Genomic DNA, 23,359 nt, shown 5'->3' on the forward strand with positions numbered 1-23,359 from the left:
GCCGAAACGCTAGTTCAACGGCTTGTAACGCCCCGCAATGAGCGGCGGAATGATCGGCCGCGGAAGCTGCGGGCTGATCGTCGCGGCAACCGCATCCATCGCGCGCGCCCGGCTCTTGGCCGACGAATGGGTCCGGCTGCGGAAGATGCCCTCAAGGCCGATTTTGCCACCCCATTTCCGCCAGAACCGCCCCGGCGCCCACGGATCGTATCCCGCATTCGCGAGCAAGTAGACACTCAGCAGATCCGCCTGATCTTCGGTTTCCCGGATCAGCCGAGCGTTACGCCCGAATTCGCCGGCCAGTCCCCGGGAAACACCGGCCGCATCGAGCCGCGCACGGTGACGCAGGATGTTGTGGGCGAGTTCGTGCGACACCACGACAGCAATCTCCTCATCAGTCATACCTTCGAAAAACTTCTCGCCCAGTTGCACATTGGCCCCATCGGCCTGCGCGTCGTATCCGTTGCCAATGACGATCTCGAACCGCGATCGACAGGCAGCGCGCGGCATCAGGGTGCGTCGGTCCGTCACGCCATTGCGGTCAAAAGTGATCGCGAGCGGCTGGTCTATCGGCGCCGCGTCGATCAACGCGAGCGCACGGTCGCGGTCGGTGCTTGCCGCTTTGGCCGAGTCTGCCACGGACGTCGGCAGCGCCTGATCGCCGATCGCGACGATCGCGTCATTGGGCGCCACACCGGCGCGCTCCGCGGCACCGTCCTTAACGACCGCCTCCACCGCCACGGGCATACCAAACCCAAATACCCGCTTGACGGCAGGCCAGTCCGCTTCGCGATATTGCCTCAGGCTGTGCAGCACCATGCCCAGCGCCGGCTGGCGTTGATCGCACAATTCGACATTCGCGGTCGTCAGCCGTTCGGCGATCGTCGCCAGTCGCGTATCGGCAGAGCGCAAGGCACCGAAGAACGCCTCGCCGGGACTATCGGTTGTGGGGGCGGCAATCGCCGCCAGCGCGGCCAGAACAAGCAACTTCACGCAGCGCCTGTATCTCAGCCGCGAGCGCCTTGCCAGACGGGGGTGCGGTTTCTATGCAAAACGCATCTTCCGATTGTCAGGTCATGATTTCCAAATTTTTCAAGCGCCGGACCGCCGAGCCGATGCTGCTTCCCGAACTGCCGCCGGGCGAGCGGATCTACGCGATCGGCGACATTCACGGGCGGCTCGACCTTCTCGACGATCTGTTGATCCAGATCGGCGCGGATGATCGCGCCCGCGGACCGGCGACGACGACATTGCTGTTTCTCGGCGACCTGGTCGATCGCGGCCCCGATTCGGCCGGCGTAGTGGAACGCGTGCGCAAATTGGCGGCGAGCGAGCTGAACGTCCGCGTATTGATGGGCAATCACGAGGAGGTGTTTCTCGCCGCGGTTCAGCACGATCTGCCTGCGCTGCGTTTCTGCTGCCGGATCGGCGGCCGCGAAACGATGATCAGCTACGGGGTCGGCGAGGAGGAATATGAGCGGCTCGATTATGCAGAGCTCGCCGATCGCCTGGCGGAAATCGTGCCGCCCGAGCATGTCGAGTTCATTGCTAGCTTCGAGGATCTGATCGTTATCGGAGGCTATGCTTTTGTTCATGCGGGGCTGCGGCCGAACGTTCAGCTAGCCGACCAGCGGCCGAAGGACATGCGCTGGATCCGCGAGCCGTTCCTGGAGCATGAGGGTCCGTTCGACGCATTCGTCGTCCACGGCCATACGATTTTGGAGGAGGTGGACGAACACCCCAATCGTATCGGCATCGATACGGGCGCCTATGTCACCGGCAAGCTGACGGCGCTGGGTCTGGAGGGCGCCGCCCGCTGGATCCTGCAGACCGGGGATTAACCCGGCTGCTGCATTCGCCGCGCCGGGAATAGAAATTAACGTACATTAACATCGCGGTAGGATGTTGTGGTGTTGCGGCAACATATTTTCGTATGGTGAATTCAACCCCGGACAAGGGGTTGCCACCGCCACGCGGCGATGTTAGGCCAGGTTCGCAATTACAAAACAAGGGAGTGTTTCATGCGTCTGGGTAAATTTGCCGCTGCAGTCGCCGCCGTCACGATGGCTGCCGCCCCTGCGCTGGCTGCTCCGGCCAACCCGGCTGCCTCACTCTCGGTGAGCAAGTCGGTTCGTGCGTCGGCCCCTGCCAAGAATTCCAACAAGTTCGGTGGCACCGGTGCGGTTGTCGCCGTGATCGCTGTCCTGGCGGTTATCGGTGGCGTTGTGGCTGCTTCGACGGACTCTAAGAGCAAGTAATCCGAGCGAATAGCTTGGTTAAAATGGCGGCCTTTGGCCGCCATTTTTTTGTCTAGCGCGTGCGAGTTGTCGTAGCGCGCGGGTGCCGGATTCGGCAGCCAAACTATAAGTGAGACGCGAATTTCCAGACTTGACCGATGCACGTGGGCCTAAAACGATGAACTTGTGGATCGCCTGAACTAGCTAAAGCAGATCGACTTGGCGGTCGACGCCGCATCGCGCATTCTTGCCCCTAGCAATCAATCAACGCGTTAGCAGCACAATAAAAAGGCCGAGAGACCCCGACCCTTTTTCAAATAATCGGAAATCACATCCCCGGCGGAGGCGCAGCGCCGCCCGGCGGGCCACCGGCGCCAGGTGCGCCGCCCATCATCTGCTGCTGATACTGGTCCAGCACCGTCTGAGGCAGGAATTCAATCAGTTCGACGTCGAACGCCAGCTGCGCGTTGGGCGGGATCGGGCCGCCGCCCTTTTCGCCATAGGCCAGCTTAGCCGGGATCCAGAACCGGAATTTCGCGCCCTTGCTCATCAGCTTCAGCCCCTCGGAAAAACCGGGGACGACTTTGGCGACGGGCATCGGGGTCGGCTGCTGCGACTTGTCGAACGTTACACCCGAGCGTAGCTTGCCCTCATAATTGATCAGCGCGACATCGGAGTCGGTGGGGTGCGGGCCGGTGCCGGGGGTCAGGATCTTATACTGCAGACCCGACGCGGTGGTCTTGATCGCCGAATCGGTGCCGAACCAGCCGCGTTGCGACTTGGCCCAATAATCGTCGCCCTGGCGCGCGAGCAAGAAGGCCGCCACAACCAGAACGGCAATGCCGACCCACAACCAGGTCAGATAGCTGCGCTTGACGGGCTGAAGCGGAACGGCGGTCACGGACATGGGAAGCAGCCTCGACGGGATGGGCCGCTAGCTACGGCCGGGACACGCAGTCGGTAGATAAGGGACTCGCCGGCGGCAAGCCCCGAACGTCGCCGGGCTTACTTGACCCCGTCGCGCTCCATGCGCTTGCGGTCCATCTTGCGGGCGCGGCGGACGGCGGCGGCACGCTCGCGCGCGCGCTTCTCGCTCGGCTTCTCATAATGGCGGCGCAGCTTCATCTCGCGATACACGCCTTCGCGCTGGAGCTTCTTCTTGAGAGCCCGAAGCGCCTGATCGACATTGTTATCGCGCACGATGATTTGCATAAAACCCGTCAACTCCGAATCGAAATGAGTATCGCGGCCGCAGACAGGGTCAGCGCCGCAAGAGCGCGGCCCCTAGCAAAGCGACATCGCAAAGGCAAGCGCCGGATCAAGCGCGATCGACGACCCAGTCGCGCTTGGCGCGGCGGCGCAGCTTGGTCCCACAATGAGCGCAACGGCTGACATAGGTGTCGCCATCGGGCGTTATGTGCTTCTCGCTGCGGATGTGACGGCCTTTCATGCAATTGGGCAGGCCGATGATTCGCTTGATCATGTTTTCCGCTGGTTGAATGCGACGTTATTACGGAACCAGCCGATAAACGTCCATCAATGGCGCTTCAATCCGAATCTATACCAAGCGGGTTCGAGTTGCTTGGAATTCGCAGCCCGCAACCAACAGGCAAACGCGGCAGCGATGCAATGTCACGGATACGCTGCGCCACCACGTGCTCAGAATGCGCACACCGCCCTTCCCGTGGACCTCACCGCTCGCCTCCTTATCGTCACCGTAACGGAGCCGATTTTGAGTGTTGGGCGAGCAGCGATTCTGCAGACAATCGTGACCGACGAACAACGCCGCCCGGCGCCAAAATCAGCCCGCCGCAAAGCGGCCGCCTGGATCACGGCCATTGTCGGCAGCTGGTCTGAACCGCCGCCTCGCGAGGGACTCCCCAACCGCAGGCAAGGCGAGCCGCGGCGCTTGGATAACGCCGTGCCCCGCTAGCATGTCATCGACACATGGCGGGCGGTCAGTGCGCCTTATCTCGCGCCGAAACCGGTGATGACCGTCCCGATCGTCTTGGCCAGGATCAGCACATCCAGCGTCGGCGAGAAGTTTTTGATGTAGTAGAAGTCGTACTGCAGCTTGTCCGTGACCTGGTCGATTTCGAACACATGCCCCTGATTGACCTGCGCCCAGCCGGTGATCCCCGGCGGCACGATATGGCGATAGCGATAGAAGGGCAGTTCCTCTTCGTACCAACGCGACAGCGCCTCCGCCTCTGGCCTGGGACCGATCCAGCTCATCTCCCCGCGCAGGATGTTGAGGACCTGGGGCAGTTCATCGATCCGAGTACGCCGCAAATAGCGTCCCAATCGCGTGATGCGTGGATCATTGTCCTGGGTGAAGGCGACCGACCGCTCACCGCCATCATCGCTCACCACCTTCATCGTGCGGAATTTCGTGATCCAGAAAAGTTCGCCGCGATAGCCCACGCGTACTTGGCGAAATAGAGCGGGACCGGCCGAATCCAGCTTGATCGCCACCGCCACGATCAACAGCAGCGGCAGGAAGACAATCCCGAAAATCAACGCAGAAACGAAATCGAATACACGCCTGATGCGCAAATACCCGATGAAGGGAATCAACGAGCCGAAATTGTTCTCGGAAAGCTGTTGAATGTCCGCGCGGCCGGTCAACGATTCGCGCAGTTGCTTGACGTGCAGCACCGGGATGCCGAGCAACGCGCAATCTGCCAGGAACGCTTCCCAATCGTCCGGCAGGTCCGCCCGAAAATCGGCCACAAGGATGTCGAACGGACTGGCGAGTTCCGGCCTTTCCAGCGTCTTGACCTCAAGGTGATCGATCGTGCCGAGTATCGCCACGTCACCGAAGGGAACGACGCCGGCCCGCAAAGGCGGCCCCCGTCCTGCCATGAACTGCGTGATGTAAAGCCACATCAGCGTGACCGACGCCCCGCTGACCAGCAGGACGCGGCTATAGTCGACCCTGAGCAGCAAAAACATTGACAGCGTCAGCGTGTAACTGACCAACACCGACGGGAAGGAGAAAAATACCCCCTGGATGCCCGGATAAAGCGACAGGCTGCGGACGAGATAGACACTGGAGCACGCGGCCAGGACATTGCCTACCAACGACAATTGCGTCGCCTGCGTGGCAAAATAATGGTCGTAAACCCCGGTCAATATGATCGCGGGCAGCACCCCTGACAGCAGCAATACACCGCCGAGCTGTACCCGGAACTTATTCCAAAGGCGTGATCTGGTATAGGCTCGGTTGAGCCGCGGCGTCAGCATGGGTGGTACATACTCAAATACGGGAACCGCCCCGCGCGGCAGCAAGCGATCTGCCGCGCAAAGCTCTGACCCAGGCGAACTTTCTTATTATCGCCGCCGAAATCAGCGAACAAGGCAGATTGCTCGGTTGGTCGGCAAGCCGCGCGTCATGCGTCAGTGTGCCGGCGCCGTAGCACCCGGTACGATCGGTACCGTGGTATCGGCCGATTGCTTGGCGGCCGCCGCCTCACCGATCACCAGTGAGGCGAGTATCAGGAACAGGGGCACCGCGAACGGGATGAGCGGGATCGGGTGGACGAACGAGCCGGCCAGCAGGGCGATACCATAGATCCGCGCCGTGTCGAGCGGAACGGGCGTGTTGGATTTCTTCCTTCTTCCCTTCACCAGGGGAACAATGAAACAGATCAGCAGCAGATAGAAAAGTAGCATGTAATATACGCCAATATTCATCCCGTTTTCGATGAATGATTCGCAGAACTCTTCCTTGCAGCTCTTTTCCGGCTGATAATATTGTACGCCGCTCAGATCCAAGAAGAAGCGCAAGTGCGTTATGATCGACAGGAACTTTACTTCGATGATCGCTTCGAAAAAGCTGCTGAAATAGAAGGCCGCGCTGACCGCACCCAACACCAGCAGCGCGGCGAGCCGATACAGGCGATGATACAGGGCATAGGCTAACGTGCCGATCGGCACGAACATCGCACCGAACAGACTGCCGGTGAGAACCGATAGCACCACCAGCACGCCGGCTTTTACGGTCGGAAACGCCGTTCTCACCGCCCAGGGTATGAACAAAGGCAGAATCATCCCCGCCGACAGGCTATCGTTCGTAATGCCGTTGAAGCGAACGAACACGTCGGAAATCGAGTGCGATGGCATTCGTCCGAAGGCGAAAAACAGGAAAATCTGCAGCGCGAAGCCGCCCGCGAACATTATGAAAAAGAACGTAAGGTCGGACGTCTTGAGCGTCGCGGACGGCTGCGCGAAACACAGGAAAACCGCGAGCACGGCGATCTGGATCGACGAGTTGAGCATGACGAACTCGCCCTCGAGGATCGGCTTCGTCATGAACGTCGACACGATCAGCGCGACGGCTGTCGCCAAGCCGATCAAGGACGGCCGTCGCCGCAATTCCATCGGCATGAACAGAACGAATATCGACCCGATCTGCAGAACGAACTTGGAATAATAGAACCATTCGGGCGCGGACTCGAAATTGGTGCTCGTCCGGTCGTCGCCCCACATCATCAGCGTCGCTACCCAGGAGGGCAGGAAGTAGCCGATCAGGAACAATTTGGTTCTGGACAACATTCTCTCGTGTACCTTGCCACGTCGAATTGAGGTTTACGCAGTCATGGCGTCACGGCCAAACCGAAGCCGGCCATCCGCGGCGTCGGGCCTGCAACGCAAATATCAATCGACCACCGGCAATTGGGCGGACCATATCCGTTGCTGCACGATCCGGACCGCGGCCTTGGCTACCTCAAGTCCTTTCCGCAAGATCAAAAATCGCGGCAGCCGCTTCAATATGCGGGCGGTCGCGGGGATACTTCCATCCGCCGCTTTCATCCGCGTATCGACACAGGCGCGGTAGGTCGCGCGTTCTTCGTCATCTCGGACGAATTGCGACATATAGAGCAATGTGAACGGGCGGATATCGGACTTGACCCGGCTCAACATTGCACTGCGCAGGCCCGGACGCAAATCTAGCGCGCCGATCGCGTCGTCCCAACCCAACGTCGCGATCCGCAGGCGGCGGATGACGCCCGCCTGCGCGAAAGAATCGTTGTCTCCACGCTTGTAAATCAGGGGGCGGTCCAGCACCACGATGGTACTCGGATAGTCGACCAACACCGATATCAGGCGGACCGAATATCGCCAGCACGTACCGTTCGCCGCGACCAGAGCCGGCGCCTTGCGGAATTTTTCGCGCCGCACGATGCAGGCCGAGCAGAATGAGAACAACCCCTCCGACGTGCGGACATTCGACAGATAGTCGATCACGCTGTCGTCATCGACCAGCGTCCTGGTCATCACCCCGGTCGCCGGATCGCGCATGATCGGATAGCTGCGCCGCGGTTGCATGCGGATGTCGCAATGGATGGCGGGCACCAGCAGCAGGTCCGGTGTGCTGCCCGCCAGCAGCTCAGCGACGATCTCAGACCAGCCCGGCATCAGAGTGTCGTCCGCACTCATCGTCCAGATGAAGTCGCCCTGCGCCGCATCCACCGCGAGGTTGAGGTCGGTGTCGATATTGCCGCGCTCGGTCGCTACCATGACCTTCAACGCCGGAAACTTGGTTCGATACGCTTCCAGGACAGCCAGCGTGTCATCGGTCGAGCCGCCGTCGAACACGATGATTTCGATCGGCGAATATCGCTCATTGACGATCGAATCGAGCGTTTCAGGAAGGAACGCGGCAAAATTGAACGTTGGGATGACGAAGGAGATGCTGGGGTTCGACATTGATCAGTTTCCGTTGGCTGCCGCGCCATAGACCAGCGCGCGCACCCGGTCGATAAAGGCTGCTCGACCGAACCGGGCGGCCCCGCGTTTCACGATTTCCGGGTCCCAGGCGATCGAGTCGAACCTGGCGATGGCGCCTGCCAAGGCGTCAGCCGTACGCTCGTTATAGAACAGCGCGTTGGCGTCAGCGCCGCCGCCGTCGACATCCACGAGTATCTCGCGCATTGCGGGCGCTGCGAAGCTGACGACGGGCGTGCCGTGAAACAGCGCCTCGAGCGGCACCAGGCTGTACTCGATCTCCGAGGGAAAGATCAGCGCACGGGCGCCAGCCAGTTCCTGGGCGAGCGCCGCGTCATCGACATAGCCGAGAAACTCCACATTGTCCGAACTGGCTTGGCGGAGCTGGGTCAACTGGCTGCCGGTACCGATAACCTTCAGCCGATGCGGCAGGGGGCGAAAAGCATCGATGACGTACCCGACGTCCTTTTCCGGCTCCAACCGGCTGACAAGGACGAAATAAGGTTCTTCGGACGAGCGGCCCGCGACTGGTGCCGCCATGCCTTGTTCGTTGAACGGCGGCATTAGAATGTCGCTATCCAGTCCGGAGAAATCCAGCAGCGCCCGGCGGGACGTGTCCGAGATCGAAAAGCGCCGGTCGAACTGGCGAAGCCGCCGCCGCTCGATCGGCCGCATGAGCGCCATCGCTGGGTAGAGCATGGCGCGGACGAACCGCGACCGAACGATTTTTTCCGGCTGATAGAGACCGCGGTTCGGATAGTTCGAATAGAGAATGCTCTGCTGGCAATCGAGCCGGGCGAACTTGCCGCAGGTCGACGAATAAACGATCACGACGTCGGCCCGGACGCGTGTCATACTCATCACCAGCGCCGCCAGGGGATAGAGCGCGCTGACCAGGAAGCGGCTGCCAAACAGCCATCCCAGCGGCGGCGATACGATGCGCCGCCCCAGCTTTTCTTCCCAGAACCGCCGGGGGCGCGCATTCAGGGCGTAGAGACGTGCATCGGGAAATGCCTCGACCAGCATCTCGCATACGCGTTCGCCCCCGCCCTGCACCAGGAACTTGTCGTAGATGATGGCAACGGACGTCACACCAAGTCTTTCTTCAACTCGCGAATGTACGGGAATATCGCTTGGCGCTGATTGACGGAAATCAATATCCGCACCTGGACCTGATCAAGCGTTGAGCGGGTTTTTCGAAGAACTCGAAAATCAGATAGGCGAGAACCAACGTGATGCCCACGAAGCTCAGCAGGAATATCGGGCTCGCCAGGGGCATCGCCTGCCCCGCGCTGGCGAACGCCGCCGCAATAGTGACCTGCAGCGGAAAGTGGATCAGGTAGCTCGAATAGGTCATGTTGCCGGCGGCCTCGATCATTGCCCGCGCACGCCCGGCCAGACCGAAGTCGTTCGCACCAGCATAGAGCAACAGCGGCGTGTACGTCGCCCAGAACAGATAGCTGAAATGGCGGATGGCAAACGCATTGCATGCGACCGCCACCAATGGAATTACGACGGCGAGCACAATAGCGGCGATATTGATCAGGCTACGTTGGGTCATGCCCTGCACATGATCCTTAATGATGCACGTAAGCCCGCCGATAAAGAAAAGGCCGAGGCAATCGAATATCGGTGATTCGAGCCTCATCAATTTGGCGACCACCGCAATACCGATCGCCGCGAGACAAACGAGCACCGGCCGCCCGATATAGCGCAGCGCAACGAAGAAAATTATATAGACAAGCACTTCGATGGAGATCGACCAGATCGGCCCATTGAAGCTGTAACTCTGCTGCAGGCCCCAATTGCTTGCCATGAAAATCTGTAGAGCAAAATGATACAGATCATTGTAAACATAAACAAAATAATGGCCAGTTTGCCGAAGATAAATGGCCTGTGGCAAAATGACGAGCAACAGCGTCGCGATATGAAGAGGGTAGAGTCGGGAAAATCGCAGGACAAAGAATTTCTTCGGTGTAATTTGGTGATTTGAAATCGTTTCCCTATATTTCCAAAAAAAAATGAACCCGCTGATGCACCAGAATACGTTCACGCCATAATAGCCTGCCTGATAAAGCGGCCAAAGCAGAGCATATAGCGGTTGATCCGGCACGATATAGCTCGGGCCAGGCTTGTCGCCGATGTAATAGAAATGCTGGTAATGCCAGATCAGCACTGCGCATGCGGACAGGAACCTGATCGCCTCCAGGCCAAGCAGCTTGCCGGGTTCTCTCCGCCAACCAAGGTCGGGGCTGGCGCTCGCATTGTCGTTCATGGATGTTCCTAGCCGATCAGGCGCAGCACCGACATGGTTTCAGCCACGATCAGCATCCCCTAGTTCCGCTGCGATCATCATGTCCACCAGCGCCGGGAAGGTCGTGGTCGGCGCCCAACCTAGATCGGCGTGCGCACGCGTGGGATCCCCGACGATTTGCATTGCTTCGACCGGCCGAAAGAATGCGGGGTCTACGACGACATGGTCGCGATAGTCCAGGCCTACGGCGCCAAATGCTCGGTCGCAGAATTCGGCGACGGTATGCGTTGCGCCCGACGCGACAACATAATCCGACGGGCGCTCCGCCTCAAGCATCAGCGCCATCGCACGGACATAGTCACCGGCAAAGCCCCAGTCGCGCGCTGCGGCCAGATTGCCAAGTGCGAGGGTCGTCTGCCGCCCGGATTTGATCGCAACCGCCGCACGAACGATCTTGGTAGTCACGAAGCCATCACCGCGGCGCGGACTTTCATGGTTGAACAGATACGCCGAGCAACAAAACACCCCGTATTTTTCGCGGTACAGCTTGACCGCATTGTCTGCCAGAATTTTGGCCGCGCCATAGACGCTGCGTGGAACGAACGGCGTATTCTCCGACTGCGGGGAGATGCCAGATCCCGCGAATACCTCGCTACTCGATGCCTGACAGAACCGGATGGACGGATCGATCGACCGAATCGCCTCGAGCATCCGCACGACGGCAACACCATTGATATCGACAACGCGTTCCGGATCGCGGTCCATATATTGGCCCGAACTGAACGCGGCAAAATTGTAGATCTCGGTCGGGCGGTGATCGGTGAGCAGCGCGACGAACCGCTCCTTGTCGATCAAGTCCCATTCGACGATCGTAACCTGTTCGGCCAGAGCGGGCGGCATCTGGGACGCTGCACCTGCTACGTCGCGGGTCGTGCCGACAACCGTCACTCCCCTGCCCACCAGATACTCGGCGAGATAGGATGCGTCCTGGCCGGTGATTCCGGTAATCAACGCCGTTCGGATTTCGTTCTGTACCACTCGCCCGGCTATCCTCGTTACGCAGTGGCGTTGGCGCCGGCGCCATTGCGACCGAAGGCGCTTCGCCTGAGATGATTGTACAGGGTGCGCGTGTCCGTCCTGACCAGCGTTATCGCGAGGACGGCCACGATCGCCGCGACGCTGGCGACGAGAAGCCGAACGACCGGCGCGTCCGTCATCAGTGCGGCGAGGTAACGACCACCGGCAACGACAGCGATGCCACCCAAAACCGGCGGGACCAGGTCGACAAACAACCAGCGGAATGCCAGTCCCTTTAGGATGAACCGATGGGTAATCGTCACGCCGACGACGAAATACAGGCTCTGTTGCGCGATCCAGCCGATCGCCCCCCCGACGATCCCGTAGCGGCTCGCCAGCATGAGCGTCGCCGGCACCATGACGGCAATCAGCAGCAGATTGATGTAGAGCGCCAGCCGCTCATGTGCCGTCGCCAGCTGGACGGTATAGGGAAAATGCATGATCCCGTTCAGCGTTGAACCGACGATCAGCAATCGCACGATCGGTGCCGTGGCCGCAGCCAGACTGGCATTCCCGGTCCACACGAACAACAGATCGTACGCATAGAAAACCGCTGAGGCGGACACCGGGATCAGCCCACACATCAGCACGCGAGTCCCCAGCCGGTAAAATGCGACGAGCTCGTCGGTTTTTCCGGCGGCTGCGAGACCGCTCATGCGCGGATAGATGACGTTGAAGGTCGGGATCAGCAGGATGACCAGCGCGCTGGCGATCATCCCGGCCAGCGAATAGCGCCCAAAATCCGCCAGCGGAGCAAACCCGCTGACCACCAATTTATCGAGCTGCGACAGCAACAGGCCGCTCACCGCCACCCCGGATATCATCACAGACTGGATCAGCAACGCGCGCAGCAGATCCGCGTCGATCCGCTGCGCCGATCGCGTGCCGAGTTCGCGCCACGCCGAATGCCGCATCCACAGCAAGTTCACGAGCGAACACGCCACCTGCCAGCCGAAATAGGTCCATAGTGTCGGCGACACCGCATAGAGCAGGACGATCGCGCCGACATTGCTGATCGTCGTCATCGTTGCGGTGATCTGGTAAGACACGCGCGATCGTTGCAAACCGACCAGCGCCCCTTGAAACAGCCCGATCGGCCATCGCACCGCGGCAATGACACCCATCAGCCGGATCGACCATTCGACGACGTGGCTGTCGATTGCGCTCGCCCCCAGCCAGCGGTGGGCGATAAACGGCGCGGCCACGAACACCGTAGCGCCGATCAGCAGCGCGACACCGCCATAGATCGCCTGAAGCGAATGGATCATCCGGTTGACCCGGCTCAGGTCGTCCAACGCCACGCCGCGCGCAACCTCCCGATTGACGGTCGCTCCCAACCCAAGGTCAAGGATGCTGATCGCGGCCTGCATCGTCGCATAGAAGCCGATCAGGCCATACGATTCGATGCCGAGCAATTGCACGTACCATCGGATCGCTATTATACCGATGATCGCACTCCAGGCGGTGGATAACACGCCGATCAGCAGATTGGCGCTGATCCCGGATCTGGAGCGCGTAACGTCCATCGGATCAAAGCTGCACGACCTCGAAATTCGGCAACGGAAACACCAGCTTTCGGCCCTTCAGCGACGGCAATTGCTCGAAGAACGGGCGGAAATGCCACGGCAGCACGAACAGATAGTCGGGGTTGAGCGCCAACACCTCGGCTTCCGACATCAGCGGGATCAGCGACCCCGGCGTGAAGCTGCCGAACTTGTCCTCGTTGACCTCGCCGATCGCCGTGATGTGGCTGTCGTTGATGCCATATTCCTGCAACAGCACATTACCCTTGGTCGATGCGCCCAGGCCATAGACTGTCTCGCCGGCCGCCTTGGCCTGTTCGAAGAACGCCATGGTCGCCTTGCGTGAGACTTCGACCCGTTCCTTGAACGCTTCGTATACCGCGTCGCCATCCAGCCCCAGCGCATCCTCATCGGCGCGGATGGCGTTCAAGGCGGCCTCGTTCGGCTGACGCTTGCTGTTCTGCTTGGCGGCGACGATCGAGAAACTGCCGCCATTGATGTCGTTGAACTCCACATCGATGACTTTCAGCCCCGCCTCGCGCGCGATCCATTCGATCTGCTTCAGCGCGTAGAATTCGAGATGTTCGTGACAGATCGTATCGAACGAATTGGCGCGCAGCATCGCAGGCAGATAGCTCTGCTCGAACACCCAGACGCCGTCGTCGTGCAGAGCGCCGGCGACTTCCCGGGCAAACTGCGCCGGGTCCTCGAGGTCGTAGAACATCGAGAAGGAGGTGACGACCTTCGCCTTCTGTCCGTTCAGCGGACCGTGGATGGCGGCGGCTGAAAAGAAGTCCGGAACGAGCGTGATGTTGTCCGTATAATATTCGCGAAACTTGGTGCCGGTCGGATCGACCCCAAACAGCTGATAGCCATTGTCCGGATAGGCCCGGAGCGACGTCGCGTCGTTACTGCCTATATCGATGATCACGTCGCCGGGCTGCAGGATGCCCATATCGACGATTTTCTGGATCTTGCCCTGCAGGTGCTTGACCATCGACGAGTTCAGGCCGGAGCGATAACCGTAGTTTTCACCATACATCTGCGACACGTCGTAAGACTGCCGCAACTGGACCAGTCCACAGCCATTTTCCACCGAACAGCGGATGAGTTCGACGGGACCTGCATCGACCTTCTGATCTCGGGTCTTTGGGAAAACCCCGGTCAGGACTTGATTGCCCAGATCCATCACGGACGTGAACTCGGTTCCGCCGCACAACCGGCACGCCGATGCTTCAGTGAACATTGAAATTACCTCAAGCTTAGAATTTTACAGCAATCGTCAGGCAGAGGCGCGCCGGCGCTATTCGTGCTGGCGCAGGACCTTGTAACCCTTGTTGATGATGAGCGCGTTCTTCTCGGCACCGACAAGGTCCTCGCGGACCATTTCCTTGACCAGGTCCTCGAAGCTAATCTTCGGCACCCAGCCCAGCTTCTCGCGGGCCTTGGTGGCGTCACCGAGCAGCGTTTCAACCTCAGTCGGGCGAAAATACCGCGGGTCGACGGCGACGATGCACTTGCCGCCGGCATCATAGCCCTTTTCGTCGACGCCCTCGCCACGCCACTCGATCGACATGCCCAGTTCCTCGGCGGCGATCTCAATGAACTGGCGCACGCTGTACTGAACGCCCGTCGCGATGACGAAGTCCTCGGGTGTTTCCTGCTGAAGCATCAGCCACTGCATCTCGACATAGTCCTTGGCGTGACCCCAGTCGCGCTTGGCGTCGATATTGCCCATGTACAGGCAATCCTGCAGGCCCAGCTTGATCCGCGCGAGCGCGCGCGTGATCTTGCGCGTGACGAAAGTCTCCCCGCGCAACGGACTCTCATGGTTGAACAGGACGCCGTTGCACCCATAGATCCCATAGGCTTCGCGATAATTGACCGTGATCCAGTACGCGTACAGTTTTGCCACGGCATAGGGGCTTCGCGGATAGAATGGCGTCGTCTCCCGCTGCGGCACTTCCTGGACGAGGCCGTAAAGTTCCGACGTGCTGGCCTGATAGAACCGCGTCTTGCCGGACAGACCCAGCAACCGAATGGCCTCGAGCAGCCGGAGCGCGCCAAGGGCATCCGTATTCGCCGTATATTCGGGCTCTTCGAAGCTGACCGCGACGTGCGACTGAGCCGCGAGATTATAGATTTCGTCGGGCTGGATTTCCTGAATGATGCGGATCAGGCTGGTGCTGTCCGTCATGTCGCCATGGTGGAGAAACAGCTTCGCGCCCGACGTATGAATGTCGTGATACAGATGATCGATACGATCGGTATTGAACAGCGAGGTCCGGCGCCGGATGCCGTGCACCTCGTATCCCTTTTCGAGCAGAAATTCAGCGAGATACGCGCCGTCCTGCCCCGTAATCCCTGTGATGATGGCCTTCTTCATGAATTCTCGCATACAGATGAAAAAAGACCCTCGAAGGGCCGTAGATGTCGGGGTTGGCTGTCATGCCGCGCGCGGCGGGGTAGCGACAAACGATCGGCTTGAAAAGACCGGGGTTAACTTTGAAATGTTCGCCGGACAACGCCGGAATAGCGCCTTCATTCGATCAGGCGGCGAGTACCTGTGACGCTCGAAAATGGTCGAGTGTGCGGTCGAAAATACTTGTCAGCGGCACTTGCGCGGGATGCTTTCCGGCGGTTTCCGCCGTATCGATCAGATAGCCGATGCCATCGTGCTCACCATTCTTGATCGCTACGAACGCACACTTCGACCGCAGGTCAGCAAAGGTGCGCACGCCGTCGTCGGTCGATATACGATAGCCCAGCGACGGCGGAATATCCTGCGGATAGCGAAGCAGCACGAACAAGCTTTCGCCGCGATTATCGACCTCGAACAACGCGTCGCCGTCGTCGGCGGTTACGGCGCATAGCATGCGCTCCGCCTCTGCCGCCTGGCCAGTATCGGCGCAGAAGACGACGAAATCACGCGACATCCGCGGTTCGACGCGCGCGAACGGGATCGCGAGTTCGCGCAAAAACCCCTCATGATCCTTCAGCCTCCAGTAAAACAGCAATTCGGGATACGGTATCTGGTGCAACCCGGTCGCGATCAGCAGGCGATGGTCGGGAAACAGCCGCGCGACCTGCCCGACCACGCGATCGTATAGCTCATAGACGCGCAGGATCGGATCGTCATTGTCGGCGTACCAGTCCGGGTTGCTGTGATCGCCCTGATAAGCGTCGGCGTCGAACATATGGTGATGCTGGATATGGGCGGCGGCGTTGAGGAACAGCGACGCGAAATCCGGTCGCGACTGGCTGGTCTCGCGAATGAAGACGTCGGCGAGTAACAGATCGAGCAACAGCGCCCGCGCCCAGCTCTTGCGCAGCGCTTGTGCGCTGATCGATGCATACAGAGCGTAGTTGCGCGGATGAGCGAACCGCATGAGGCCGGCGCCAAGCCAGGCGAACGATGCTTTGTCGATCCGCGCCTGCGCATTGTCGTTCACGATTTGCGCGATCGCTTCATAGAGGCGATGGATCAGCGGCGACCCGACGATCTCGCTGCGCGTCCATGGATCGGGAACGAAAAAGGCAGGATGTTTGCACGCATTACGCGCGTTCATGGGGCTGATGGCGCCGACGTTGCATCCTTCGGCCTCCAGTATCTCCCAGATCTGTCGCAGATCGGGCCGTTCGAGGATATCGCCCAGCCGGAACACGCCATGCTGGGCAAGGGATTGGCCGGTATGGGCGCTGACCCACTGGATCCACGGCTCCAAATCCTCGTAGGCCTTTTCGGAACTCGTTTCGATCAGCCCGTGGGTGCGGATCAGCCTGTCCAGCGCGGGCAATTTACCTTGCGCGCAATATGCTTTGACGAACTCGAAATTGACCTCGTTCAACTCCAGCTGCAAAATCTGTTGCAAGGTCACAATCCCAATTGCCGTCGGCGCTCGGCCGGTCGATGCAGTATCCGATTGCGTCGCGCCTCCGCAACCCTTCAACCGTCCGGTCGGCCCCTAGAACCATGTGTTTTTGCCTGAAAAGCGCGGCATTTCACAGTGCGCTGCTTTCCCGTTCAAACGCCGTGCGCTAGGCGACAGCATGACCGAAACTCCGCCCCTTACCAGCCGCCGCGCCATCCTTCGGGCCTCCGCGCTAGGCATTGCGGGAGCCACTGCGCCAGCCGCCGCGTCACCCACGGACGCGGTGGATGCACTCGTCGGCCTTCAGGTCGTCAAGGATCGGATCGCCCTTGCAGCATATCGCCAGACGGCGTCCGGAACGCGAGCCATCCTGGGCGAGCATCTCCGTCGCGGCGTATTCACGGCCAAGCGCAGAGCGGACTATACGGCATGGCTGGCCGCCGATCCCCATCAGGCTTTTTGTATCATCTCGACGGTCGATCCGAATGTAGTGTGGGTGCGCGATTTCAGCGGCTCCGCCTCCCTCGACTGGAGCGGCGCGCAGGGCGATGGTGTTACCGACGACGCGCCGTTCATCAACGCGATGCTGCAAAACCCGTTCGTCAGCTGCTTCCGGATCGAGGATGGGCGCAAACACCTCGTCTCCGAACCGATCAAGATACGACGAGCGATAACGCTGACCGGGGCCGGCATGCAGAACAGCCTGCTGATTGCCAAAGCACCGATCGATGTGATCGAGGTGGCGTTGCCATCGGCATCGGAAAACGGGCTGCGGCTTGCCGATTTCGGGATCACGAACTTGGTGAAAGCGGAACAGCTGACGGCCGGTAGCGGGATCAGTTTGAACCGGACATACCTTGCCACGGTATCGAACATCAGCATTACCGGTGGCTGGGATGGCCTGAGCGCCGTTGCGTCGGGGCTGGTCAATATAGACGGCCTGCTCGTCAAGGGGTGCAGGAATGCCGGCTTGCTGTTCAACGGCGGCCATAATTTCGATCTGCGCGTGTCGAGGTTCACGCTGTCCGACTGCAACTACGCCATTCGCCTGCAGGACATGTGTGACGAACTGATATTCACCGATGGCGTATGCAGCGTTTCGCGATGCGCGCTCTATGCCGACGCGACCAGCAATACGGTCAACGGGCGTCCGGAATTTTGCCGATTTTCACGGGTATCTTTCGATAGTTGCGACCGAGGTCTCGACCTCGCCAACTGCGCCGACTTCGTTTTCGACGCCTGTTTCGTGTCGTGCCGCCCCAATCACGGCGCGGAATTGGGCATTCGTGGTCCCGTGGAGAACATCCAATTCATCGCGACAACCTTCTTCTTCAACGGCAAGAGTGCAGCCGTCGTCGGCCCCCAAGCCGCCGAAACAGATTTCCTGGCGTGCAAGTTCGTCAGCAACGGCACCACCAAACCCAATGCCTATGACACTCTGACATTCGCCGCGGGATGTGGCACCTTCTCCCTGTCCCAAAACCGCTTCAAGCCGGGATGGAACGTGGCGGGCACGCCGCGCTATCAGGTCCGGATCGAAAACGGCGGAGCGGGCAACTATTCGCTGATCGGAAACCACTTTTCTCAAGGCGGGACGGGCGCCTTGCTGGAAGAACGCCGGGGAGCGGATCGGGTACTCATCGGCAACATCGGGATCTGATCCGGAACATCTCTGGATTTGGATTTGCCAGGGCCGCACGCTCGGTTAAGTGGCCGCAATGACCACCGGCCGTGACCTCCTACTCTACAACAGCCTAACCCGATCGCTCGAACCGTTCGAGCCGATCGATCCGACGAACGTGCGGATCTATTCGTGCGGGCCGACGGTCTATAACTACGCGCATATCGGCAATCTCCGCGCCTATGTCTTTACCGACACTCTGAGCCGCATGCTGTCGTGGAAGGGCTATCCCCTTACACACGTCATCAATATCACCGATGTCGGCCACCTCACCTCCGATGCAGACGCGGGGGACGACAAGATGGAGGCGGCGGCCAAGGCGTCGGCCAAGAGCATCTGGGACATCGCGGCGCATTACACTGCGGCGTTCAAGCAGAACCTCAGGGACCTCAACATCCGCGAGCCGTCGCGCTGGTCGGTCGCGACCGATCATATCGCGGAGATGATCGCATTCGGCGAGAAGATCGCAACAAAGCATTGCTACCAATTGGAGTCCGGTCTTTATTTCGACGTCTCGACCGTGCCCGATTACGGCAAGCTGGCGGGCAATCAGGACGATGTGCGCGAAGGCCGGATCGAAACGGTCGAGGGCAAGCACCACCCCCAGGACTTCGCGATCTGGCGCGCCTCGCCGCCCGGCGAGCAACGCCAGATGGAATGGGACAGCCCCTGGGGCAAGGGCGCCCCGGGTTGGCATCTCGAATGCTCGGTGATGAGCGAGAAATATCTCGGCTCGCCGTTCGACATCCACACCGGCGGGATCGACCACCGCGAGATCCATCACCCCAACGAGATCGCGCAGAATCAGGCGTTCTGCGACTGCCCAGAAGAGCCTGGATTCACCGGCGCGCGCTGGTGGATGCACAACAATTTCCTAGTCGAACGCAGCGGCAAGATGTCGAAGTCGTCGGGCGATTTCCGCACGCTCCAGACACTGATCGACGCGGGCGTGCATCCCCTCGCCTATCGCCTGATGTGCCTCCAGGCCCATTACCGGTCGGAACTAGAGTTTTCGGAGGAGAATCTCGCGGCGGCACTCACGCGGCTGAAGCGATTGGCGATCACCCTGGAGCAGCTGCGCGATCGGCCGGAGGCGCCATCGGCCGCGACGGCCGCGCCCTATCGCGAGCGGCTGGATGAGGCGGTGTCGGACGACCTCAACACCGCCAAGGCGCTGGTAGCGCTCGACGAGATGCTGGCCGACAAGAAGATTTCGCCCGCCGATCGCCTCGCGGCGCTCGAGGATTTCGACGCCGTGCTCGGCCTCGGCCTTGCCTCCCTCAAGCGCGAGGACCTGCGAGTCCGTCCCTCCGGCGCGATGCTGACCGAGGTCGACGTCGCCGCGCACCTGACAGAACGGCGCGAAGCGCGCGCCGCCAAGGACTTCGCCCGCTCCGACGCGATCCGCGACGACCTCGCCGCCGCCGGTGTCGAAGTGATGGACGGCGACCCGCTGGGATGGGATTGGAAGCCCGCCCTATGATGCGATTCGGAGAGTAAGATGCGCGGACACGTGCTCGGGGTCGACACTGCAACCGGCGATGGCCAGATTTCCGGCGAGGATGGCCAGCGCTACGTCTTCAGGCCGGGGGATTGGGCCGACCGCGTCGGGCCGTCGGTCGGCGCGCAGATCGATTTCGAGGTTGAGGGGCGTCAAGCGCGCCGCATCTATCGCCAGCCCGGCACCTATAGCGCGACGCCGCCTGCCGCGCGATCCGACCGTAACAAGATCGTCGCTGCTTTGCTCGCCTTCTTCCTCGGCGTGTTTGGCGTGCATCGCTTCTATCTCGGTCGCACCGGATCGGGCGTCGTCATGCTGGTCCTGACCCTCACGCTGGTCGGCGCGTTCTTCAGCGCGGTTTGGGCGTTCGTCGATTTCATCCGTTACCTGGTGATGTCCGACGCCGAATTCTCGGCTCGGTATCAGCGCGCGTGAAGGCGCTCCTTCCCGCGCTCGCACGGCCGCTGATCGAGCAGCGCTTGCCCGCCGGGATAGAGACGGCGTGGTTCGCCTCCCCCGCCGAGGCCAACGCGATGATCGCCGACGCCGACATCGCCTGGGTCGACATGCAGCCGACCTCGCTGACCGCCGAAGCGATACGGCATGGCGAGCGACTGAAATGGGTGTCGACCATCTATGCCGGTCTCGACGCCTTCCCGCTCGACCTACTCAAGGAACGTGGCGCGATTCTGACCAATGGCGTCGGTATCAACGCACTCGCGGTCGCCGAATATGCCGTGATGGGTGTGCTCGTAGCGTCCAAACGCTTCGACGAGGTCGTGCGCGCACATGACCGCCACGAATGGCCAAAGGACGCGCCGGGCAAGGTCGAACTGTTCGAAACCAGTGCGCTGATCGTCGGGATGGGCGCGATCGGCACGCTGATCGCCGAGCGGCTGGCGGCGTTCGGCGTCACGGTGACGGGCGTCACCCGGTCGGGCCGCGACGGCACGCTGACGCCCGATCAGTGGCAAGCGAAGCTGGGCGAATTCGACTGGGTGATCCTCGCCGCGCCCTCGACCGACGCGACCAAGGCGATGATCGGTGCAGCCGAGCTCGACGCGATGAAGCCGGGCGCGTGGCTGATCAACATCGCGCGCGGCGACATGATCGACGAGGCGGCATTGCTCGACGCGCTCCACGGCCGCAAGATCGGCGGTGCCTTCCTCGACCCGACCAGCCCGGAGCCACTGCTGCCCGACCATCCGCTTTGGTCCGCGCCCAATTGCATGATCACGATGCACCTGTCGGGCCGCAGCCAGACCAAGATGTTCCCCCGCGCCGCCGCCCTGTTCCTGCGCAACATCGACGCTTTTGTGAACGGACAGCCGATGGAGAATGTGGTCGATCTGGAGGCGGGCTACTAACCCCGGTGCATCCCCAACGCGCGGGTATCGACCACCGCGTCGATCAGCGCTTCGTCGCGCGGAACATAGCCGTCGATCATCAGCACCGCGAGACCGTGGACCAGCGCCCAGGCTCTCATCGCGATCGTCTTGATCGTGTCGGGACTGGCCCCCTTTCCCGCCAGCTTGCGAGCATAGGCGCGGAGCAGTTTGGCGGCCTGATCGTCGCTTTGATCGCGGTCGAAGTCGAACAGTTCGCCATCGCCGGGAATCGAGGTCATCAACCGGAATAACGCCGGATGGTCGAGCGCGAAGCGGACGTAGGTGCGCCCCATCGCCTGGAATTCGTCGAATACGTTGTTCATCCCGATCGCGGCAGCGCGCTGAGCCTCGCCGAGGCGGTCATAGGCCGCCAGCGCCAGCGCCTCGCGCAACGCCTCCTTGTCGGGGAAATGCCGATAGACCGCGGTCGCGCTGACCCCCACCGCCCGCGCCAGTGCGCGCAGCGACAGGTCGGCGTCGTCCTGCTCTTCGAGCATCCGCAACCCTTTGGCGATCAACGCCGCCCGCAGGTCGCCGTGGTGATAGCCCGATTTCTCGACCTTCGAATCTTTCATGTTGACACTGTTACCATGTCGGATATGTTTACGCCATAAACTTCGAGTCGGAGACCAGTCATGGCAAGCGTGATCGAAAATGCAATCCGCGGCAGCGTCACCAAGGGGATCGAGGTAATCTCCGAATTCAATCGCAAGCGGATGCCCGACACCGACCATCCCTTCCTGACCGGCATTCACAAGCCGATGGAGCGTGAACTGACGCTGGAGAACCTGCCGATCACCGGCGCGATCCCCGCCGAACTCGATGGCCGTTATCTTCGCATCGGTCCCAACCCCGCCGCGCCGGACGCCAAGGGTTATCACTGGTTCACCGGCGACGGCATGGTCCACGGCATCGCGCTGAAGCAAGGCAAGGCCTTATGGTACCGCAACCGCTGGATTCGCTCTAAGCGCGTCGAGGCAGAGACCGGGATGCCCGCCGCGCCGGGACCGCGCCATGGCGGGTTCGATACGGTCAACACCAACGTGATCGGCATCGGCGGGCGCACCTGGGCGCTGGTCGAGGCCGGATCGTATCCGGTCGAACTGTCGGAGACGCTCGACGAACAGACCTATAATCCGTTCGACGATACGCTCGTGGGCAGCTTCACTGCGCACCCGCACCTCGACCCGCTGACCGGCGAGAACCACGCGATCTGCTATGAAGCGACCGTCCCGGACGAGGTCCGTCACGTCGTCATCGACGCAAGCGGCAAGGTGACGCGCGAGGTCGCGATCCCGGTCAAGCATGGTCCATCGATCCATGATTGCGCAATCACAGCACGTTACGCGCTGATCCTCGATTTGCCTGTGACCTTTTCGATGAAGGCGCTGATCGGCGGGCACAGCTTCCCCTATAGCTGGAACCCCGAGCATCAGGCGCGTGTCGGGCTGCTGCCGCGCAACGGCGGGACGGAGGACGTGGTGTGGGTCGATTGCCCCCAAGTCTATATCTTCCACGTCGCCAATGCGTTCGACATGGCAGACGGGCGCGTGGTGCTCGATGCGTGCGTCTACGATACGATGTTCGCCGAAATGAATGGCGGCCCCAGCGGCAAGTCGCTCGGGCTGGAGCGTTGGATCATCGACCCGGCAACGAAGACGATCGAGCGCAGGACGATCGACGCGACGCCGCAGGAGTTTCCCCGCCCCGACGAGCGCTTCTTCGGCCAGCCTTATCACTACGCCTATACGATGGGGCTCCCTGAGGGCGACTTCGCGATCGGCGAGACGAGGCTCTACAAGCACGATCTGGCGGAAGGCACGAAGCAGACGCACGATTTCGGCCCCGGCCGCTATCCCGGCGAGTTCGTGTTCGTACCCCGCAGTGATGACGCACCGGAGGGCGATGGCTGGCTGGTCGGGCTGGTGGTCGACCTGTCCAACGAGACCACCGACCTTGCGATCATCGACGCGCGGGATTTCGAGGGCGCACCGGTCGCCAGCATCCGCATACCCCATCGCGTGCCGCCGGGGTTCCACGGCAATTGGGTTGCGAACGGCTGATTTACCCTGAACTTGTGGTGCGCCCGTGTCGGA

Annotated in this window: 22 protein-coding genes; 7 read left to right on the forward strand and 15 right to left on the reverse strand. The window is 61.0% G+C overall.

Going from position 1 to position 23,359, the window contains the following annotated elements; genetic code table 11:
• Nucleotides 1–9 precede the first annotated feature (9 nt).
• Nucleotides 10–987: a M48 family metallopeptidase gene (locus J0J06_RS14955; protein WP_294043447.1), complete on the reverse strand. Its 978-nt coding sequence runs from the start codon at nt 985–987 to the stop codon at nt 10–12.
• 89 nt (nt 988–1,076) lie between these two features.
• Between J0J06_RS14955 and J0J06_RS14960 the strand changes: the two genes are divergently transcribed.
• On the forward strand, nt 1,077–1,841 hold the full coding sequence (locus J0J06_RS14960; protein ID WP_294043449.1) for a metallophosphoesterase family protein: 765 nt from the start codon (nt 1,077–1,079) through the stop codon (nt 1,839–1,841).
• A gap of 180 nt (nt 1,842–2,021) precedes the next feature.
• A complete protein-coding gene (locus J0J06_RS14965) occupies nt 2,022–2,258 on the forward strand; it encodes a hypothetical protein (protein ID WP_294043451.1) in 237 nt (78 codons plus the stop codon).
• Between the two features lie 307 nt (nt 2,259–2,565).
• On the opposite strand, the gene J0J06_RS14970 is transcribed toward J0J06_RS14965, so the two are convergent.
• The 13 genes from J0J06_RS14970 to J0J06_RS15030 all read right to left on the reverse strand — a co-directional run bounded on the left by J0J06_RS14970 (nt 2,566) and on the right by J0J06_RS15030 (nt 16,693).
• Nucleotides 2,566–3,144 (reverse strand): FKBP-type peptidyl-prolyl cis-trans isomerase, encoded by a 579-nt coding sequence (locus tag J0J06_RS14970; RefSeq protein ID WP_294043454.1) that lies wholly within the window; start codon nt 3,142–3,144, stop codon nt 2,566–2,568.
• Nucleotides 3,145–3,242: 98 nt separating this feature from the next.
• Complete coding sequence (gene rpsU / locus J0J06_RS14975) at nt 3,243–3,449, reverse strand: 30S ribosomal protein S21 (RefSeq protein WP_294043456.1); 207 nt, start codon at nt 3,447–3,449, stop codon at nt 3,243–3,245.
• 106 nt (nt 3,450–3,555) lie between these two features.
• Complete coding sequence (locus tag J0J06_RS14980; RefSeq protein WP_294043458.1) at nt 3,556–3,720, reverse strand: hypothetical protein; 165 nt, start codon at nt 3,718–3,720, stop codon at nt 3,556–3,558.
• 485 nt (nt 3,721–4,205) lie between these two features.
• A complete protein-coding gene (locus J0J06_RS14985) occupies nt 4,206–5,483 on the reverse strand; it encodes a sugar transferase (protein WP_294043460.1) in 1,278 nt (425 codons plus the stop codon).
• Between the two features lie 153 nt (nt 5,484–5,636).
• Nucleotides 5,637–6,794 carry a hypothetical protein gene (locus tag J0J06_RS14990; RefSeq protein WP_294043462.1) on the reverse strand — a complete coding sequence of 386 codons (1,158 nt, stop codon included), beginning with the start codon at nt 6,792–6,794 and terminating at the stop codon, nt 5,637–5,639.
• A 102-nt stretch (nt 6,795–6,896) separates the two neighbouring features.
• Nucleotides 6,897–7,949, reverse strand: coding sequence for a glycosyltransferase family 2 protein (locus J0J06_RS14995; protein ID WP_294043464.1), 1,053 nt, complete (start codon nt 7,947–7,949; stop codon nt 6,897–6,899).
• Nucleotides 7,950–7,952: 3 nt separating this feature from the next.
• Entirely contained in the window at nt 7,953–9,059 is a 1,107-nt protein-coding gene (locus J0J06_RS15000; RefSeq protein WP_294043466.1) for a glycosyltransferase, read from the reverse strand.
• A gap of 61 nt (nt 9,060–9,120) precedes the next feature.
• Nucleotides 9,121–10,242, reverse strand: a complete 1,122-nt coding sequence (locus J0J06_RS15005; RefSeq protein ID WP_294043468.1) for an acyltransferase — start codon at nt 10,240–10,242, stop codon at nt 9,121–9,123.
• A 39-nt stretch (nt 10,243–10,281) separates the two neighbouring features.
• Nucleotides 10,282–11,259: a GDP-mannose 4,6-dehydratase gene (locus J0J06_RS15010; RefSeq protein ID WP_294043470.1), complete on the reverse strand. Its 978-nt coding sequence runs from the start codon at nt 11,257–11,259 to the stop codon at nt 10,282–10,284.
• A 17-nt stretch (nt 11,260–11,276) separates the two neighbouring features.
• Nucleotides 11,277–12,824, reverse strand: a complete 1,548-nt coding sequence (locus J0J06_RS15015) for an oligosaccharide flippase family protein (protein WP_294043472.1) — start codon at nt 12,822–12,824, stop codon at nt 11,277–11,279.
• A 4-nt stretch (nt 12,825–12,828) separates the two neighbouring features.
• Entirely contained in the window at nt 12,829–14,067 is a 1,239-nt protein-coding gene (locus J0J06_RS15020; protein ID WP_294043474.1) for a class I SAM-dependent methyltransferase, read from the reverse strand.
• 57 nt (nt 14,068–14,124) lie between these two features.
• Nucleotides 14,125–15,207, reverse strand: a complete 1,083-nt coding sequence (gene gmd, locus J0J06_RS15025; RefSeq protein WP_294043476.1) for a GDP-mannose 4,6-dehydratase — start codon at nt 15,205–15,207, stop codon at nt 14,125–14,127.
• A gap of 163 nt (nt 15,208–15,370) precedes the next feature.
• Nucleotides 15,371–16,693, reverse strand: coding sequence for a hypothetical protein (locus tag J0J06_RS15030; protein ID WP_294043477.1), 1,323 nt, complete (start codon nt 16,691–16,693; stop codon nt 15,371–15,373).
• Between the two features lie 178 nt (nt 16,694–16,871).
• Between J0J06_RS15030 and J0J06_RS15035 the strand changes: the two genes are divergently transcribed.
• From J0J06_RS15035 to J0J06_RS15050, 4 genes are read left to right on the forward strand one after another with little or no spacing between them, the layout of a single operon-like run.
• The gene (locus J0J06_RS15035) at nt 16,872–18,353 is read left to right on the forward strand and encodes a hypothetical protein (RefSeq protein ID WP_294043479.1); all 1,482 of its coding nucleotides are present in this window, start codon (nt 16,872–16,874) and stop codon (nt 18,351–18,353) included.
• A gap of 58 nt (nt 18,354–18,411) precedes the next feature.
• The gene (cysS, locus tag J0J06_RS15040) at nt 18,412–19,857 is read left to right on the forward strand and encodes a cysteine--tRNA ligase (RefSeq protein ID WP_294043481.1); all 1,446 of its coding nucleotides are present in this window, start codon (nt 18,412–18,414) and stop codon (nt 19,855–19,857) included.
• Between the two features lie 18 nt (nt 19,858–19,875).
• Nucleotides 19,876–20,310, forward strand: a complete 435-nt coding sequence (locus tag J0J06_RS15045; RefSeq protein WP_294043483.1) for a TM2 domain-containing protein — start codon at nt 19,876–19,878, stop codon at nt 20,308–20,310.
• Nucleotides 20,307–21,242 carry a D-2-hydroxyacid dehydrogenase gene (locus J0J06_RS15050; RefSeq protein WP_294043485.1) on the forward strand — a complete coding sequence of 312 codons (936 nt, stop codon included), beginning with the start codon at nt 20,307–20,309 and terminating at the stop codon, nt 21,240–21,242. Before J0J06_RS15045 ends, J0J06_RS15050 begins: the two co-directional genes overlap by 4 nt.
• Here the strand turns inward: J0J06_RS15050 and J0J06_RS15055 are convergent.
• Nucleotides 21,239–21,838, reverse strand: a complete 600-nt coding sequence (locus tag J0J06_RS15055; protein WP_294043487.1) for a TetR/AcrR family transcriptional regulator — start codon at nt 21,836–21,838, stop codon at nt 21,239–21,241. The two genes, J0J06_RS15050 and J0J06_RS15055, sit on opposite strands and share 4 nt — an antisense overlap.
• A gap of 60 nt (nt 21,839–21,898) precedes the next feature.
• Here J0J06_RS15055 and J0J06_RS15060 point away from each other — a divergent pair, with 60 nt between their 5' ends.
• Nucleotides 21,899–23,326 carry a carotenoid oxygenase family protein gene (locus J0J06_RS15060; protein WP_294043489.1) on the forward strand — a complete coding sequence of 476 codons (1,428 nt, stop codon included), beginning with the start codon at nt 21,899–21,901 and terminating at the stop codon, nt 23,324–23,326.
• Nucleotides 23,327–23,359: the final 33 nt, after the last annotated feature.

Origin of the sequence: Sphingomonas sp. (assembly GCF_017304615.1) — a bacterium.
GTDB lineage: Bacteria > Pseudomonadota > Alphaproteobacteria > Sphingomonadales > Sphingomonadaceae > Sphingomonas.